This window comes from Sphingomonas sp. (assembly GCF_050725575.1).
Classification (GTDB): domain Bacteria; phylum Pseudomonadota; class Alphaproteobacteria; order Sphingomonadales; family Sphingomonadaceae; genus Sphingomonas.
The window spans coordinates 40,940-54,527 of the sequence record NZ_JBOHHW010000002.1 but is presented as its reverse complement, the minus strand read 5'-3'; the positions used below and the strand labels follow the sequence as shown (position 1 = coordinate 54,527).

Sequence of the window (13,588 nt, the reverse complement as noted above, 5' to 3'; positions counted from 1 at the left end):
GGTCAGCGGCGATGGGCTTTGCGGTCAGAGCGCCGGCAGCGCCTTGCGCAGGGTCTGCAACGCCTGCGTGTCCTGACCATGCTGGCGGCCGAGGCGGATATAGGTTTCCAGCATCAGTCGTGTCTGCGCGCCGACCTTTGAGAAGTGATAGTGCAGGTACGGCTCCAGTGGCAGCGGGAGCAGACGCTCGGCCAGCGGCAGGAGCAGCCGCCAGATCCAGGGCCGGAGCAGCGGACGGAACCGGCCGGTTCGCGCGCCGGTCGCCTGTTGCGCGACCGCCAGCGCTTCGCGCACGGCGGCCAGGCCCATGCGCAGGGCTTCGCTGGCGGGCAGCGAGGCTAGGCGCCATTGGTTGACCTCCAGCGCGGCGATCAGCGGCTGCATCAGCGCGGTCGCCCCGGCTGCCACGGTCGCGACGTTCGCCACGGCGCTGGCGGACATACCGCCTGCCTTCAGCGCCTCGACCACATCGCGCACGCGCTGCGGCGATCCGGAAAACGGCGTCCGGGCGAACGGCGGCAGATAATAGGCGATGCCGTCCGGGCCCTCCGTGCCCGGGAGCGGCGACTGATAGCTGATGAGAGTGATAAGGCCCCGGACCACCTGTTCCGGTGCGCCGACGCGTCCGCGCACATAGTCGGCGTCCTCCAGGTCCGGCTGGAGGCACACCAATGTGGCCGTCCCGACCGCCGCGAGCAACTGTGCGGCGAGCTCGCCGCGGAGGGCATCGGAAGACATGGTGAGCCACACCTGATCCCAGCGCGCGCGTGCCACCTCGGCGGTGTCAGTGACGACCTGCAGCCCGCTCCACTCCTGGCGCTGCGTGGCGCGGCGGCCGAGCTGGTGCAATTTGAAGCCGGCTGAGACCGCGTCAGCGTATTGTGCCTTGACGAAGAAATGCACCTCATGCCCCGCACGGTGCAGGTGCCAACCGTAAACCGCCCCGACCGCGCCCGCTCCGACCACGAGTATCTTCATGTTCATCTCCTTCAGGAGCGGGTATTCGGCAGACGCTGTATCCGAGATCGGGCGCCTGGTGGCAGATGTGACGCAAGTTGGTCGTACCGGAAGCGATGCGCCATCCAGGGATTACGGAGTGAACCAGTTCTACGCGGGATATCAAGATGACTCTGCGCGGCCCATGCCGGGCTACCGTGAATCGATCGCCCGAAGGCAAAATCACTCTAAGTCATTTGAGAAATGGTGCTGCCGGTGAGGATTGAACTCACGACCTCAGCCTTACCAAGGATGCGCTCTACCACTGAGCTACGGCAGCAATCCGCTCTTGCGAGCGGAGCGCGCCTAAGAGACGAGGGCGGCAGGATTGTCAAGGCGAAGGCGTCGATATGAGCGATAAGGACGAAAAGGCCGCCCGATTGGCGGCGGCGCTGCGCGAAAATCTGAAGCGGCGCAAGGCGCAGGCGCGGGGTACGGAGGTCCCGGCGCCGCGTGAGGAGAAGAGCGAGCCCGACGCCTGACCGGGCTTGACGCCTGATTCAACCCGCGCGCGACGCGTGGCAGGGTGGCGCCGGACAGAATGCCATCCGGTTTCGCGTCCGCGCTCTTTCTCATGTTGAATAAGTTTTGGCGTTCCGACCCCTGTTCCGGGCGAAGCCACCCCTGTTCCGGGCGAAGCCACCCCTGTTCCGCGCTGTTCCCACCCCTGTTCTTCATAACAGCGGTGGCGGGGGACAAGTCGTTGAACAAGCGTCGAAAATAGCTGGTGAAAATCCAACTTAACAGGGGTCGTTTCTTTTTTCTTCGAATAACAGCGGAAAATAGCCGTGCGACTCGGGCCGAACAGGTCGCGACCGGCCTAACCGATCGGTGCGCATTTCTCCTCGAGCCACTCCAGTTCGTCGCCGTTCATCTGAGGCCCTAGGATCTCGAGCACCCTTGCGTGATAGCTGTTGAGCCAGCCGCGCTCGGCTGAGGTCAGCATCTCGGGTACGATCAGCGAGCGTTCGATCGGGCAGAAGGTCAATGTCTCGAACCCGAGCATCGGCGCATCGCCGCCGGCGATCTCGCGCTCCTCGACCAGGATGAGATTCTCGATCCGGATGCCGTACTCGCCGGCCTTGTAGAAACCCGGCTCGTTCGAGATGATCATGCCGGCGCGCAAAGGCTCGCTCGGGCCGCCGCCGGGATAATTGGGCTGGGCGATCCGCTGCGGGCCTTCATGCACCGACAGATAGGCGCCCACGCCATGGCCAGTGCCATGCGCATAATCGAGCCCCGCCTCCCAGAGTGGCCGCCGCGCGAAACCATCGAGTTGGCCGCCATTGGTGCCGGGCGGGAAGATCGCGGTGGCAAGGCCGATATGGCCCTTGAGCACACGAGTGAAGCGGTCGCGCATTTCCTCGCCCAATTCCGGGCTCAACTGGCCGATCGGCAGCACGCGCGTCACATCGGTGGTGCCGTCGGCATATTGCCCGCCCGAATCGACCAGATAGAGCTGGCCGGGCTCAAGCGGGACGTTCGAGTCGGGGGTCGAATGATAATGCGGGCTCGCGCCATGCGCGCCGGTCGCGGAAATGGTGTCGAACGACGTGTCCTTGAGCACGCCGGTCGCTTCGCGGAATTCCTGCAGCCTGGCGACGCAGCTCAGCTCGGTCAGGCCGCCCTTGGGCGCCTCCGCCTCGACCCAGCGCAGGAAGCGCGCCAGCGCCGCGCCGTCGCGCGCCGAGGCCGCACGGTGGCCGGCAATCTCGACCGGATTCTTCATCGCCTTGGCCAGCACCACCGGGTCGCGCAGCGCCAGCACTTTCGCCCCGCCCTGTTCGAGCCGGTCGAAGATCGCCGCGACCGCGCGTTCCGGATCGGCGGCGATACGCTTGCCGGCATAGCTGCCAAGCGCCGCCGGGAAGGCCGATCGCTCCTTCACGCGAATCGCGTTGCCGAGATGCTGGCGCACCGTCTCGTCGATCTTGTCCGACGCAACGAACAGGTCGGCGGTGCCGTCGGCATCGACGATCGCATAAGCGAGCGCGACCGGGGTATGCGCGACGTCCTGGCCGCGCACATTGAGCGTCCAGGCGATCGAATCGAGTGCGGTCAGTACCACCGCGTCGGCCTTACGCTCGGCCAGCCAGTCGGCGATCTCCGCGCGCTTGGTGGCGGATGACGCGCCGGCCTGTGCCTCATTCTGCACCGCCAGCCGCGCGTCCGACGGCGCGGGGCGGTCGGGCCACACGGCGTCGATCGGATTGGTATCGACCGCGACCAGCTCCGCACCGCGCGCGGCGAGCGCCTTCTTCGCCTCGGCGACCCAGGCGCTGGTGTGCAGCCAGGGATCATAGCCGATCCGCCCGCCCTTGGCGGCATGTTCGCCGAGCCAGCCGGCGACGCTGGTCGCGGGCACCGATACGAACTGCCAATGATCGCCATCGACTTGCTGGCGGACCTGCAGCGTGTAGCGTCCGTCCGTGAAGATCGCCGCCTGTTCGGGCAGGACGACGGCGCTGCCCGCCGACCCCTGGAACCCGGTCAGCCAGGCGAGCCGCTGCGCATAGGCGCCGACATATTCGGACATGTGCTCGTCGGTCAGCGGCACGACGAAGCCGTCGAGGCGGTCGCGCTTCAATTGTTCGCGAAGGGCGGAAAGGCGGTCGGCGTAGCTGGACATGGGGGAGATCCGGGACGAAGCGTTGGTGATCGACCATCCTTAAACCGCTCGACGCGGCTTGGCGACTGCTGCTGCCGTACCGGGCTTTCGGCTCAGCCGCCGCCACACCCGCCGCATCCGCCGCCGCCACAGCCGCCCCCGCTGCTGCTGCCATCACCGCCGCCGCCTGACCCGCTATCGCTGCCCGACTGGCTGCGCATGGTGTGGAAGTCCGACCAGCTCGACCCGATCAGCACGGTCGTCCCAAACAGAGCGACCGCGAGGTCGGTTTCCTGCGGCATGGGTGCGCGGCGCAGGCGATCGGCCTGGTTGCGCATGCGGCTCAGGACCGCACGACCGCCCTGCGTCAGCCGGTCGATGCTGACCCAGCGGATCACCGCAAGGACCAGGGTGATCACCAGCAGGATCGACAGATAGCCGACCGGCTTGTCACGCATTGTGCCCACTTCCCATTTGGTGGCGCCAAAGGCGAGCAGCATCAGATAGGGTAGGGTCTGCCAGAAGCGCATCTGCAGCATGGTCGCCGGGTCCATCAGCAACCCGCCGTCGATCAGCTTGCGCTCGACCGGTGCGGCATGTCTGTCGATGGTTATGGCAATCGTCGGCCAGCGGAGGGGGGTGGGAAGCGCGAGCACCGCGCGTTCGAGCGCATTCGGTCCGCTTGGGAAGCCGCCGATCGCAAAGCCATGCTTGTCCGGCACGCTGAGCAGCCCCTTGTGCAGCAACCGGGTGACGACCGTGTCCGCCAGGCGCAGCTTGCCGCCGGCGAGCAGGGCGAGCTGATCCGGATCGTTGATCATGCCGTCGCGCCCTTCGGGCTTCAGCCAGCGCGGGATGATCCGCCCGGCGGCGACCACCAGGAAAAGCAGGATGATATAGAGGAGCAGGAATTCGCGTCCGGGCAGGTCGAAAGGTCCGAGCGACATCACGTCTTCTCCTTCACGTCAGGGACAGCCACAAGATCGAAAGCGCCAGCAGGGCGAGCGCGCCGACGGCGAAGAGCGTCGGCCGGCGCGGCAGGATGAAGGCCTCGGCCGGATCGACGCGGCGCATTTGCGGGTCGCGAAAGAAGCGGCGGCGCGCATCGGGCCAGATGTCGGCCGGCGGCGCCTGGCCGAACCAGCGTTCATAGGCGGCGAGCGTCGCGGCATATTGGTCGAAGAAGCGGTGCTGCTCATCCGCGCCGCCGGCGGTCGGGCCATGATGGAGTGGCCGCCCGATGACGGTCGGGCAGAAGCGCTCCCAATAATCGCGCGTGTAGGTGAGGTGCAGGTGCCATGCCTGGTCGACCGCATCGGATGGGGTCACATCATGGTCCGCGACCGTCGCAAGAAAGACGAAGCGGCGATACTCTTCGATCACCCGCTTGGTGAAATCGGCGCGCCAGCCATTTTCGCGCGCCAGGCGCTGCTCGAAGGAGAGCGAAGCGGTTTCGGAGCCAATGATGTAATGGGAGAGCTTCGACCAGACGGGGTGGTCAAGAACCGCAACGGGCAGACACGGGGTCTCGCTCATCTATTATTCCTACTAACCCGATATGAGTTTTTTGTCAAGGAAAGGCCGCGATCCGGCCCGCGGAAAAAGGGCCCCATCTCGCGTGATCGACCGCGTCGGGCCAGTTCCGCCCTGGGCCTTGGGTGCGGCTCAGTACCAGCGTGATGTGCATGTCAGGCGCGAGGCGGCGGATTCGCGTCGAAGATCGCGATCCCGTCCGGAAGGGTGAGCCACGGGTGGCTTTCCTTCATCCAGACCGCTTGCTCCGGCAGTGGAAAGCCCGGATCGGCAAACGCGCCGGCGGCGACCCCAATCAGATGCGGCATCCGCGCCGGTTCCCAGAACAGATTCGAGCCGCACTGAGGACAGAAATGGAATGCGACCGTAGAGCCACTGGCGGACTGGCGTTCGAAGCTGTGCGTCGTCCCATGCTCGATCGTGATCTGGTCGCGCGCGTAGAAGACGGCGACGCTGAACAGGCTGCCGGTCCGGCGTTGGCACTGCACACAGTGGCACATTGAAATCTTTCGCGGCTCACCCGCGCAGGTCAGGTCGAGCTGACCGCAATGGCAGCTGGCAGTGCGGGAGATCATGCGTCCGATCCACTCATCGTGAAGCTCACGATCAACTTCTATGCCTTTGGTCGCGGGGGGCAACTCGGGCGGGCGCGATTCAACCGCGACAGGCTATGGCGCAATCCGCATCGCAGGCTTCGACAAGCCCGGCCACCACGCTAAAGGGCTGGAATGACAATCCCCACGCCCCCCGTCGCTCAGACCCGCTCCTACAGCTTCACCACCCACGGCGTCACCATCGACGACCCTTATGCCTGGCTCAAGGATCCGGGCTATCCCGAGGTCACCGACAAGGATGTGCTCGCCTATCTCGAGGCGGAGAACGCCTATTTCGAAAGCATGATGGCGCCGCACAAGGCGCTGACCGACCGGCTCTATGAAGAGATGAAGGGACGCATCAAGGAAGACGATGCATCGGTCCCGCAAAAGGATGGCGACTGGCTCTACTGGACGGCGTTCGAAACCGGCGGCCAGTATCGCAAATGGTGGCGCAAGCCGGTGACGGGTGGTGAGGATGTGCTGATCCTCGACGAGCCGGCACTGGCCGAGGGCAAGGAATATTTCCGGCTCGGCGCTTTCTCGGTCAGCGAGGACGGGCATTATCTCGCTTATGCGATCGACGATAATGGCTCGGAGCGGTTCGAGGTTCGGGTCAAGGACCTGACCACCGGCGATCATCTGCCCGACGTCATTCCCGGCATGTTGTCGGAAATCGTCTGGACGACCGATTCGACCGGCTTTCTCTACGGCCTCGCCAATGAACAATGGCGCACTGACAATGTCCGCTATCACCGGCTCGGCACGCCGATCGCTGACGATGTGGAGCTGTTCAAGGAAGCCGATGAGGGCTTTCGTGTCGGCGTGTCGGAGACCAGCTCGCGCAAATGGATCGTCCTCGCCAGCGGCGATCATGTGACGAGCGAAATCTGGCTGCTGCCTGCCAACGAACCGCTCGCCACGCCCTTGCTGGTGTCGGCGCGCAAAGTCGGCCGTGAATATGATGTCGATGAGCATGACGGCACGCTCTTCATCCACACCAACGACACCGACCCGAATTTCCGCCTGTGCACCGCCAGCATCGACGCGCCGGGCGACTGGAGCGAGCTGATCGGCCCGTCGCGGCATTTCTACATGACCGGTGTGGAGTGTTTCCGCGACTTCTTCATTGTCGACGGGCGCGAAGATGGCCTCGATCAGATCGAGATCCATCGCTATGACGGCGGCCTGCCGAAGCGGATCGCCTTTCCGGAGGCGAGCTATGACGCGGGCCTCGGCAACAATCCCGAATATGACATGCAGGTGCTGCGCGTCGGCTATGAATCGATGGTCACCCCGGGGACCGAGTACGACTATGACGTCGCAACCGGGACGCTGACCACGCTCAAGGTGCAGGAAATCCCGAGCGGCTATGACGCGGGCAAATACGCTACCGAGCGGCTCAAGATCGTCGCGCGCGACGGCACCGAAGTGCCGGTGTCGATCGTTTATCCCAAGGACTTTCCGCGCGACGGCTCGGCGCCGCTCTTCCTCTATGCTTACGGCGCATACGGCTATGCCATCCCGCCGGGCTTCTCGACCGGGCGGCTGTCGCTGCTCGATCGTGGCTTCGCCTATGCCATCGCGCATATCCGCGGCGGCGACGATCTCGGCCAGCAATGGTATCTTGACGGCAAGCTGGACAAGCGCGCCAACACCTTCAACGATTTTGTCGATGTCGCACAGGGGTTGATCGCGGATGGCTGGACCAGCGCCGGCAAGATCGCCATCGCCGGCCGCTCGGCCGGTGGCGAGCTGATGGGCGCAGTGGTCAATAGCGATCCCGGACTATGGGGCGCAGTGATTGCCGATGTGCCGTTCGTCGATGTGCTCAACACCATGCTCGACGCCGATCTGCCGCTGACCCCGGGCGAATGGCCCGAATGGGGCAACCCGATCGAGGACAAGGCGGCGTTCGACCTGATCCGCGGCTATTCACCCTATGACCAGGTCACGGCCCAGGATTATCCGCCGATGTTCATCTCGGGCGGCCTCAATGACCCGCGCGTGACTTATTGGGAACCGGCGAAATGGGCCGCGAAGCTGCGCGAGATGAAGACCGACGACAATGTCCTGCTGCTCAAGACCAATATGGGCGCCGGCCATGGCGGCAAGTCCGGCCGGTTCGACAGCCTGCGCGAAGCCGCCGAGGAGCATGCCTTTGTGCTGTGGCAGCTGGGGGTTGAAGCCTGATCCATGGCCTTCACGCTCACCATTACCGCCACGCCCGACGACATCGATGAGCTCGGTCACGTCAACAATGCGGTATGGGTGAAGTGGATTCAGGACATTGCCGTCGCGCACTGGACGACGATCGCCTCGGCCGAGCAGCAGGCGGCCTATATCTGGGTCGTGACCCGGCACGAGATCGATTACCGCGGCAATGTCGGCGCCGGGGAGACGGTGGCCGGCGAAACTTGGGTGCCGGAGCCGCCACGCGGTGCGCGCTTCGACCGGCATGTCCGCTTCACCGGGCCTGACGGCAAGGTGAAGGTCGAGGCGGTGTCGACCTGGGCGCTGCTCGACCGCGCGACCGGTCGGCTGCAGCGCGTCCGGCCGGAACTGGCCGCGCCGTTCCTTTCTTGATCCTCCCCGGCACGGGGAGGGGGACCGCGCGCTTCTTCAGCGCGTGGTGGAGGGGGTGTGTCAAACAGCGTTACGTTGCCGGCCCACCCCCTCCACCAGCTGCGCTGGTCCCCCTCCCCGTGCCGGGGAGGAGCTAAGTCAGCCGCTATTGCGCAACGCCGTCGCGATCGCGTTGATCGACAGCAATATGCCCTCGCCGATCCGCTCATCGGTCTCGCCCGCGCGGCGACGCTTGATCAGCTCGATCTGCAGCAGGTTGAGCGGCTCGATATAGGGCAGACGCAGGCGGATCGACTGGTCGAGCGCAGGATGCTTGGCGAGCAGCCGCGACTGGCCGGTGATCTCCAGCAGCCCGTCACGCGCCTTGTCCCAGCCCGACCGGATCGCACCGAACACGCCGTCGCGCAGCGTTTCGTCCTCGACCAGCGCGGCATAGCGTTCGGCAATGCGCATGTCGGACTTGGCCAGCACCATCTCCATATTGGCCAGGCTCGCGGCGAAGAATGGCCAGCCTTCGGCCATGTCCGCCAGCAGCGCCTTGTCGGGAAAGGCGGTGATGGCATGGCCGACGCCGTACCAACCGGGCAGCATGACTCGCGCCTGCGCCCAGCTGAACACCCACGGGATCGCGCGCAGATCCTCGATCGCGTCGGACTGTTTGCGGCTCGCCGGGCGGCTGCCGATCTTCAGGCCGGAAATCTCGACGATTGGCGTCATCTGGCGGAAAAAGGTGCGGAAGCCATCGGTGCCATAGACCAGGTCGCGATACGCCTTGAACGCCGTGCCCGAGATGGTGTCCATCGCCGCCCCGAACCGTGCCGTATCGGCGGGCGAGAGCTGTTCGGGCTCAAGGCTGGCGAGCAGCGTGGCCGAGGCCATCGCCTCGAGATTGGTCGCCGCGCTCTCGCGCGTGCCGTATTTGCCGGCGATCACTTCGCCTTGCTCGGTGATGCGGATGCGGCCCTGCACCGTACCGGGCGGCTGAGCGCGGATCGCGGCGAAGGACGACCCGCCGCCGCGCCCGACCGCGCCGCCGCGGCCGTGGAACAGCTGCATCGCCACGCCCGCCTGCTCGAACACCGGATTGAGCGCGGTCGACGCCTTGCTCAGGCTCCAGGTCGAGGTGAGATAGCCGCCGTCCTTGTTCGAATCCGAATAGCCGATCATCACTTCCTGATGACCACGCGCGCGCGCGATGGCGGCAATCTCGGGCAGGCCGAGCCAGTCGGTCATGATCCCCGGCGCCGCCTCCAGATCGCCGATCGTCTCGAACAGTGGCACTGCCATGATCGCGGCGGTCGGCGACGAGCCCGGGCGATAGAGGCCGAATTCCTTGAGCATCAAGTTGATCTCGAGCAGGTCGGACACCGACTGCGCCATCGAGACGATATAGTTGGTGATGCATCCCGGGCCGTATCTGCCATGCGCCTCGGCCGCGGCGCGGACGATGGCCAGCTCGCCGGTCGTTTCCTCCGAATAATCGGCAAAGCTGCTGGTCAGCGGACGCGCGTTGGACAATTCGGCGCGCAACAGCTTGACCCGTGCCGCTTCGTCGAGCGCGAGATAATCCGCCTCGACGCCGGCAACCTTGAGCAGCTCAGCGACGACGCGTTCGTGCACCGCACTGTTCTGGCGCAGGTCGAGCGTGGCGAGATGGAAGCCGAAGGTCTCGATCGCGCGGATCAGCCGGCCAAGCGCCCCGCCTGACGACAATGCGCCACCGCCGTCCGCCGCCAGCGCATGGGCGATCGCGACGAGATCCGCGCGGAACGCCCTGGGGTCGGGGTAGGCCTCGCCTTTGAGCAGCGATGGGCGCGGCGCTGGCTTGCCAGTCAGCGCCAGATGCGTCGCGGTCAGGCGCGCGTAAATACCCGACAGCGCACGGCGATATGGTTCGTCGGCGCGGCTCTGCGCACTATCGCCGCTTGCATCGGCCAGGCGCAGCACTTCGGCATCGGTGTCGGCGATATCGGTCGAGATCGACAATTCCGCGCCGAGTGCATTCACCGCGTCGAGATAATGGCCAAGCACCGCTTCGCTTGCCTTGGCCAAGGCGGCGCGCAGGCTGTCGGCGGTGACGAAGGGATTGCCGTCACGGTCGCCGCCGATCCAGCTGCCGGGACGCAGGAAGCTCGGCGTGCGTTCGCCCAGCGCCCGGTCCCATTTCTGGTAGAGCGCGGGCAGGGTCGGCAGGAAGACATCGCGCAGATAGCTGAGCGCGGTCTCGACCTCATCAGTGACGTAAAGCCGCTCGCGGCGCAGCACCCGGGTCTGCCACAGCAAGGCGATCTGGCGCAGGATCGCCTCATCGACCTGGTCGCCCTCGATCGTCGCGTCGATCCCGCGATCCTTCAGCGCCATCAGCTCGGCGATGCGGTTGCGATGGTCGATCATGCTCTTGCGCCGTACCTCGGTCGGGTGTGCGGTGAGCACAGGGACGACCAGTGCGCGGTCGAGCAGCGCCATCACTGCCTTATGGTCGATGCCTTCATCGGCAAGCCGCTTGAGCGCGGATTCCAGGTCCGCTCCCGCTTCCGCCGCAACACCCTGGCGATCCTCGGCGAGGTTGGCGAGCATCGAAAAGAGCATGAAGCCGCGCACGAAATCGAGCGTCTCGTCGAGGCTCAGCCGGTCAAGCCCGAGATCGGTTTCACCCGCCCCCTCGACCCCGCGATGCCGATCGACCGAGGCGGCGCGGATATACTCCGTGCGCAGGAACAGCTTTTCGCCGCCATAGGCGCGAATCACGTCGCCAAGCAGCTTGCCGAGGAAGCGGATATCGGGATTGTTGGTGATTGGAGGGAGTTCGGTCATGAGTTTTGTGCTGCGCTGCGGCAAGCCTCAGGTCAACCGTTTCGGCACCAAAATAACGCGAATTTCAGCGTTCGAGTAATTTTGCTGCGTCGCGCTCGGGTGTGGTCAGCGTTCCGTCGTGATTGACATCGGCCCGGTCGAAGCGGGCCAGTTGCGCGGTCTTGTATTCGTCGCGCGTGATCGTGCCGTCCTTGTTGGTATCGAGAGGTCTGGTCCGGGCAAGCCGTTCCGACGGGACCTCGCTCAGTTCGATCGTGCCATTCTTATCGCGATCGAGCCTGTCGAAACGTCGGTCCGCACCGGTGACAAGGTCGGTGCGCAGGACATTGACGGGCGGTTTGAACCCGGCGGCGTTCCTGTCCTCGTCCTCCTGCCTGGAACAGGCGGTCAGCAGCATCGGCGCCAGGGCGGACAGGACGATCATGTTGCGCATATGGGACAAGCTCCTGAGGCCCGCGAAACGGCGGAGCCGGTCAATCAGTTCCGGCTGCCATCGAAGCGCAGCATATTGCCAAACGGGTCAGTCAAGGTCGCCTCGTCGCTATCCACACCGGGCCGCGCAAAGCGCGCCTGTTTGGCACGCAACTCCTCGAACAGCGCGCGGGAGTTCTCGACCTTGATCCACGCCGCCGTTCCCGGCGTGCCGTCGCCATAATGCTCCGACAGATGCAGCACCATGCCGCCGCGCGAGACCTGCATATAGAGCGGCAGGTCGGCAGCGAAGCGATGCTCCCAATCGACCGTGCAGCCGAGAAAGTCGCGATAGAATTCGAGCGCCTTGTCCTTGTCATAGATACGCAGGATCGGGATCGCCCCCTGCAGGATTGGCGCGTCGCTCATGCCTCCAGCTCGACGTCCCAATAGAGCCAGTCATGCCAGGTATCGTGAAGATAATTGGGCGGAAAACGCCGGCCATGTTCCTGCATCTGCCAGCTGGTCGGACGGATCGCGGCGATGTGCAGCGGCATATTGGCCTGTTTTGGCGTGCGCCCGCCCTTTTTCAGGTTGCACGGCGCGCAGGCGGTCGCAACATTCTCCCAAGTTGTCCGCCCGCCCTGCGCACGCGGAATGATATGGTCGAACGTCAGGTCATGGCCGCTGCCGCAATATTGGCAGGCGAATTTGTCGCGCAGGAAGACGTTGAACCGTGTGAAGGCGGGAAAGGCGCTTGGCCGGACATAGGATTTGAGCGCGATGACCGAGGGCAGCTTGAGCCGCGCGGTCGGGCTGCGGACCTCGCGCTCATATTGCGCGACGATGTCGACCCGGTCGAGGAACACCGCCTTGATCGCGGTCTGCCATGGCCAGACCGAGAGCGGATAATAGCTGAGCGGCGTGTAATCGGCGTTCAGCACCAGCGCCGGGCAACTGTCGGGGTGCCGGATCAGATCGGGATGATACATACGCAACCCCCCTTGCTTCCTGAGGGCGCAATCGCCGATCAGGATGACGCCATGATGACAGTACGCAATGCAGCACGGGGCGCGACTCGTGGTCAAGGGCCGGTTTGATGCCAGGCGCGGTGATTACGCGTTTCGCGCCGAGCCCGACCGGAGCGTTGCATCTGGGCCACGCTTTTTCCGCGATCCAGGCGCATGACCGTGCGCGGAAGGAAGGCGGCACCTTCCTGCTCAGGATCGAGGATATCGACGGAACGCGCTCACGGCCGGAGCATGTGCAGGGTATTTTCGACGACCTCGCCATTCTCGGCCTGGCCTGGGATGGCCCGGTATTGTTTCAGTCGGCGCGGCTTGCGGCGTACGAACAGGCATTGTCGCGGTTGCGCGAGAGGGATCTGCTCTATCCCTGTTTCTGCACGCGCGCCGATATCGCGGCCAGTGGCGCCGCGCCGCACGGGGCCGCCGGCGCAATCTATCCCGGTACATGCCGCTCGCTCGACCCGGCGATCCGGCAGACGCGGCTGGCGACCGAGCCGCATGCCTGGCGGATCGACATGGCCCGGGCGGTCGCCGCGATCGGCGGTGCCGAAGAACTGGTATGGCATGACGAGATTGCCGGGGTCGTGTCGGCCGATCCGCTGGCGCATGGCGATGTGGTGCTGGCGCGCAAGGATGCGCCGGCAAGCTATCACCTCGCGGTGACGGTCGACGATGCCGCGCAGGGCGTGACGCATGTCGTGCGCGGCGTGGATCTGTTCGAGGCGACACATGTGCACCGCGTGCTGCAGGCGCTGCTCGACCTGCCGGTGCCGCTCTATCGCCATCATAGGCTGCTGACCGACGTGGCGGGCAACCGGCTCGCCAAGCGCACCGGCGCCCCCACCCTGGCGAGCCTGTACGCGGCCGGGCAGGACGGCCCGGCACTCGCCGACATGCTGCGCCGTGGGCAGGCGCCGCCGGGCTTTGCGCTGCCCCGGGATTAAGCCGCGTCGATCGCCGGCGGCATATATTTCTGCCAGACCTTGCTGAACTTCCGCACGCATGCCGGGTTGGGCGCG

General features: G+C 65.4%; 13 protein-coding genes and 1 tRNA gene. 4 read left to right on the top strand and 10 right to left on the bottom strand.

Annotated elements, in window-relative coordinates; all coding sequences use genetic code 11:
• Window positions 1-24: 24 nt before the first annotated feature.
• Both ACRECS_RS01440 and ACRECS_RS01435 read right to left on the bottom strand, forming a co-directional pair.
• Window positions 25-978, bottom strand: coding sequence for a ketopantoate reductase family protein (locus ACRECS_RS01440; RefSeq protein ID WP_431581171.1), 954 nt, complete (start codon window positions 976-978; stop codon window positions 25-27).
• 223 nt (window positions 979-1,201) lie between these two features.
• Window positions 1,202-1,276: transfer RNA gene (locus ACRECS_RS01435), tRNA-Thr, on the bottom strand.
• Window positions 1,277-1,346: 70 nt separating this feature from the next.
• Here ACRECS_RS01435 and ACRECS_RS01430 point away from each other — a divergent pair.
• A complete protein-coding gene (locus tag ACRECS_RS01430; RefSeq protein ID WP_431581170.1) occupies window positions 1,347-1,478 on the top strand; it encodes a hypothetical protein in 132 nt (43 codons plus the stop codon).
• A 338-nt stretch (window positions 1,479-1,816) separates the two neighbouring features.
• Here ACRECS_RS01430 and ACRECS_RS01425 read toward each other — a convergent pair whose 3' ends face one another.
• The 4 genes from ACRECS_RS01425 to ACRECS_RS01410 all read right to left on the bottom strand — a co-directional run bounded on the left by ACRECS_RS01425 (window position 1,817) and on the right by ACRECS_RS01410 (window position 5,712).
• Window positions 1,817-3,625 carry an aminopeptidase P family protein gene (locus tag ACRECS_RS01425; RefSeq protein WP_431581169.1) on the bottom strand — a complete coding sequence of 603 codons (1,809 nt, stop codon included), beginning with the start codon at window positions 3,623-3,625 and terminating at the stop codon, window positions 1,817-1,819.
• Window positions 3,626-3,717: 92 nt separating this feature from the next.
• On the bottom strand, window positions 3,718-4,551 hold the full coding sequence (locus tag ACRECS_RS01420) for a TIGR04222 domain-containing membrane protein (RefSeq protein ID WP_431581168.1): 834 nt from the start codon (window positions 4,549-4,551) through the stop codon (window positions 3,718-3,720).
• A 13-nt stretch (window positions 4,552-4,564) separates the two neighbouring features.
• Entirely contained in the window at window positions 4,565-5,140 is a 576-nt protein-coding gene (locus tag ACRECS_RS01415; protein ID WP_431581167.1) for a glycine-rich domain-containing protein, read from the bottom strand.
• Between the two features lie 152 nt (window positions 5,141-5,292).
• Window positions 5,293-5,712 carry a GFA family protein gene (locus ACRECS_RS01410; RefSeq protein ID WP_431581166.1) on the bottom strand — a complete coding sequence of 140 codons (420 nt, stop codon included), beginning with the start codon at window positions 5,710-5,712 and terminating at the stop codon, window positions 5,293-5,295.
• Between the two features lie 153 nt (window positions 5,713-5,865).
• On the opposite strand from ACRECS_RS01410, the gene ACRECS_RS01405 reads away from it, so the two are divergent.
• Complete coding sequence (locus ACRECS_RS01405; protein WP_431581165.1) at window positions 5,866-7,923, top strand: S9 family peptidase; 2,058 nt, start codon at window positions 5,866-5,868, stop codon at window positions 7,921-7,923.
• Window positions 7,924-7,926: 3 nt separating this feature from the next.
• Window positions 7,927-8,316: an acyl-CoA thioesterase gene (locus ACRECS_RS01400; RefSeq protein ID WP_431581164.1), complete on the top strand. Its 390-nt coding sequence runs from the start codon at window positions 7,927-7,929 to the stop codon at window positions 8,314-8,316.
• Window positions 8,317-8,454: 138 nt separating this feature from the next.
• On the opposite strand, the gene ppc is transcribed toward ACRECS_RS01400, so the two are convergent.
• The 4 genes from ppc to ACRECS_RS01380 all read right to left on the bottom strand — a co-directional run bounded on the left by ppc (window position 8,455) and on the right by ACRECS_RS01380 (window position 12,533).
• Window positions 8,455-11,130, bottom strand: coding sequence for a phosphoenolpyruvate carboxylase (gene ppc / locus ACRECS_RS01395; protein ID WP_431581163.1), 2,676 nt, complete (start codon window positions 11,128-11,130; stop codon window positions 8,455-8,457).
• Window positions 11,131-11,194: 64 nt separating this feature from the next.
• Entirely contained in the window at window positions 11,195-11,563 is a 369-nt protein-coding gene (locus ACRECS_RS01390) for a hypothetical protein (RefSeq protein ID WP_431581162.1), read from the bottom strand.
• Between the two features lie 44 nt (window positions 11,564-11,607).
• Window positions 11,608-11,970 carry a glyoxalase superfamily protein gene (locus ACRECS_RS01385; RefSeq protein ID WP_431581161.1) on the bottom strand — a complete coding sequence of 121 codons (363 nt, stop codon included), beginning with the start codon at window positions 11,968-11,970 and terminating at the stop codon, window positions 11,608-11,610.
• Window positions 11,967-12,533, bottom strand: coding sequence for an HNH endonuclease (locus tag ACRECS_RS01380; RefSeq protein WP_187761274.1), 567 nt, complete (start codon window positions 12,531-12,533; stop codon window positions 11,967-11,969). The genes ACRECS_RS01385 and ACRECS_RS01380 overlap by 4 nt, the downstream gene beginning before the upstream one ends.
• Window positions 12,534-12,640: 107 nt before the next feature.
• On the opposite strand from ACRECS_RS01380, the gene gluQRS reads away from it, so the two are divergent.
• Window positions 12,641-13,513, top strand: a complete 873-nt coding sequence (gene gluQRS / locus ACRECS_RS01375) for a tRNA glutamyl-Q(34) synthetase GluQRS (RefSeq protein ID WP_431581160.1) — start codon at window positions 12,641-12,643, stop codon at window positions 13,511-13,513.
• The last annotated feature ends 75 nt before the right edge of the window (window positions 13,514-13,588 follow it).

Coding starts and splice junctions, on each gene's coding strand:
- ACRECS_RS01415 (WP_431581167.1), bottom strand. CDS start 5,140: ATGAGCGAGACCCCGTGTCTGCCCGTTGCGGTTCTTGACCACCCCGTC.
- ACRECS_RS01400 (WP_431581164.1), top strand. CDS start 7,927: ATGGCCTTCACGCTCACCATTACCGCCACGCCCGACGACATCGATGAG.
- ACRECS_RS01440 (WP_431581171.1), bottom strand. CDS start 978: ATGAAGATACTCGTGGTCGGAGCGGGCGCGGTCGGGGCGGTTTACGGT.
- ACRECS_RS01380 (WP_187761274.1), bottom strand. CDS start 12,533: ATGTATCATCCCGATCTGATCCGGCACCCCGACAGTTGCCCGGCGCTG.
- ACRECS_RS01390 (WP_431581162.1), bottom strand. CDS start 11,563: ATGCGCAACATGATCGTCCTGTCCGCCCTGGCGCCGATGCTGCTGACC.
- ACRECS_RS01385 (WP_431581161.1), bottom strand. CDS start 11,970: ATGAGCGACGCGCCAATCCTGCAGGGGGCGATCCCGATCCTGCGTATC.
- gluQRS (WP_431581160.1), top strand. CDS start 12,641: ATGCCAGGCGCGGTGATTACGCGTTTCGCGCCGAGCCCGACCGGAGCG.
- ACRECS_RS01420 (WP_431581168.1), bottom strand. CDS start 4,551: ATGTCGCTCGGACCTTTCGACCTGCCCGGACGCGAATTCCTGCTCCTC.
- ACRECS_RS01430 (WP_431581170.1), top strand. CDS start 1,347: ATGAGCGATAAGGACGAAAAGGCCGCCCGATTGGCGGCGGCGCTGCGC.
- ACRECS_RS01425 (WP_431581169.1), bottom strand. CDS start 3,625: ATGTCCAGCTACGCCGACCGCCTTTCCGCCCTTCGCGAACAATTGAAG.
- ACRECS_RS01405 (WP_431581165.1), top strand. CDS start 5,866: ATGACAATCCCCACGCCCCCCGTCGCTCAGACCCGCTCCTACAGCTTC.
- ppc (WP_431581163.1), bottom strand. CDS start 11,130: ATGACCGAACTCCCTCCAATCACCAACAATCCCGATATCCGCTTCCTC.
- ACRECS_RS01410 (WP_431581166.1), bottom strand. CDS start 5,712: ATGATCTCCCGCACTGCCAGCTGCCATTGCGGTCAGCTCGACCTGACC.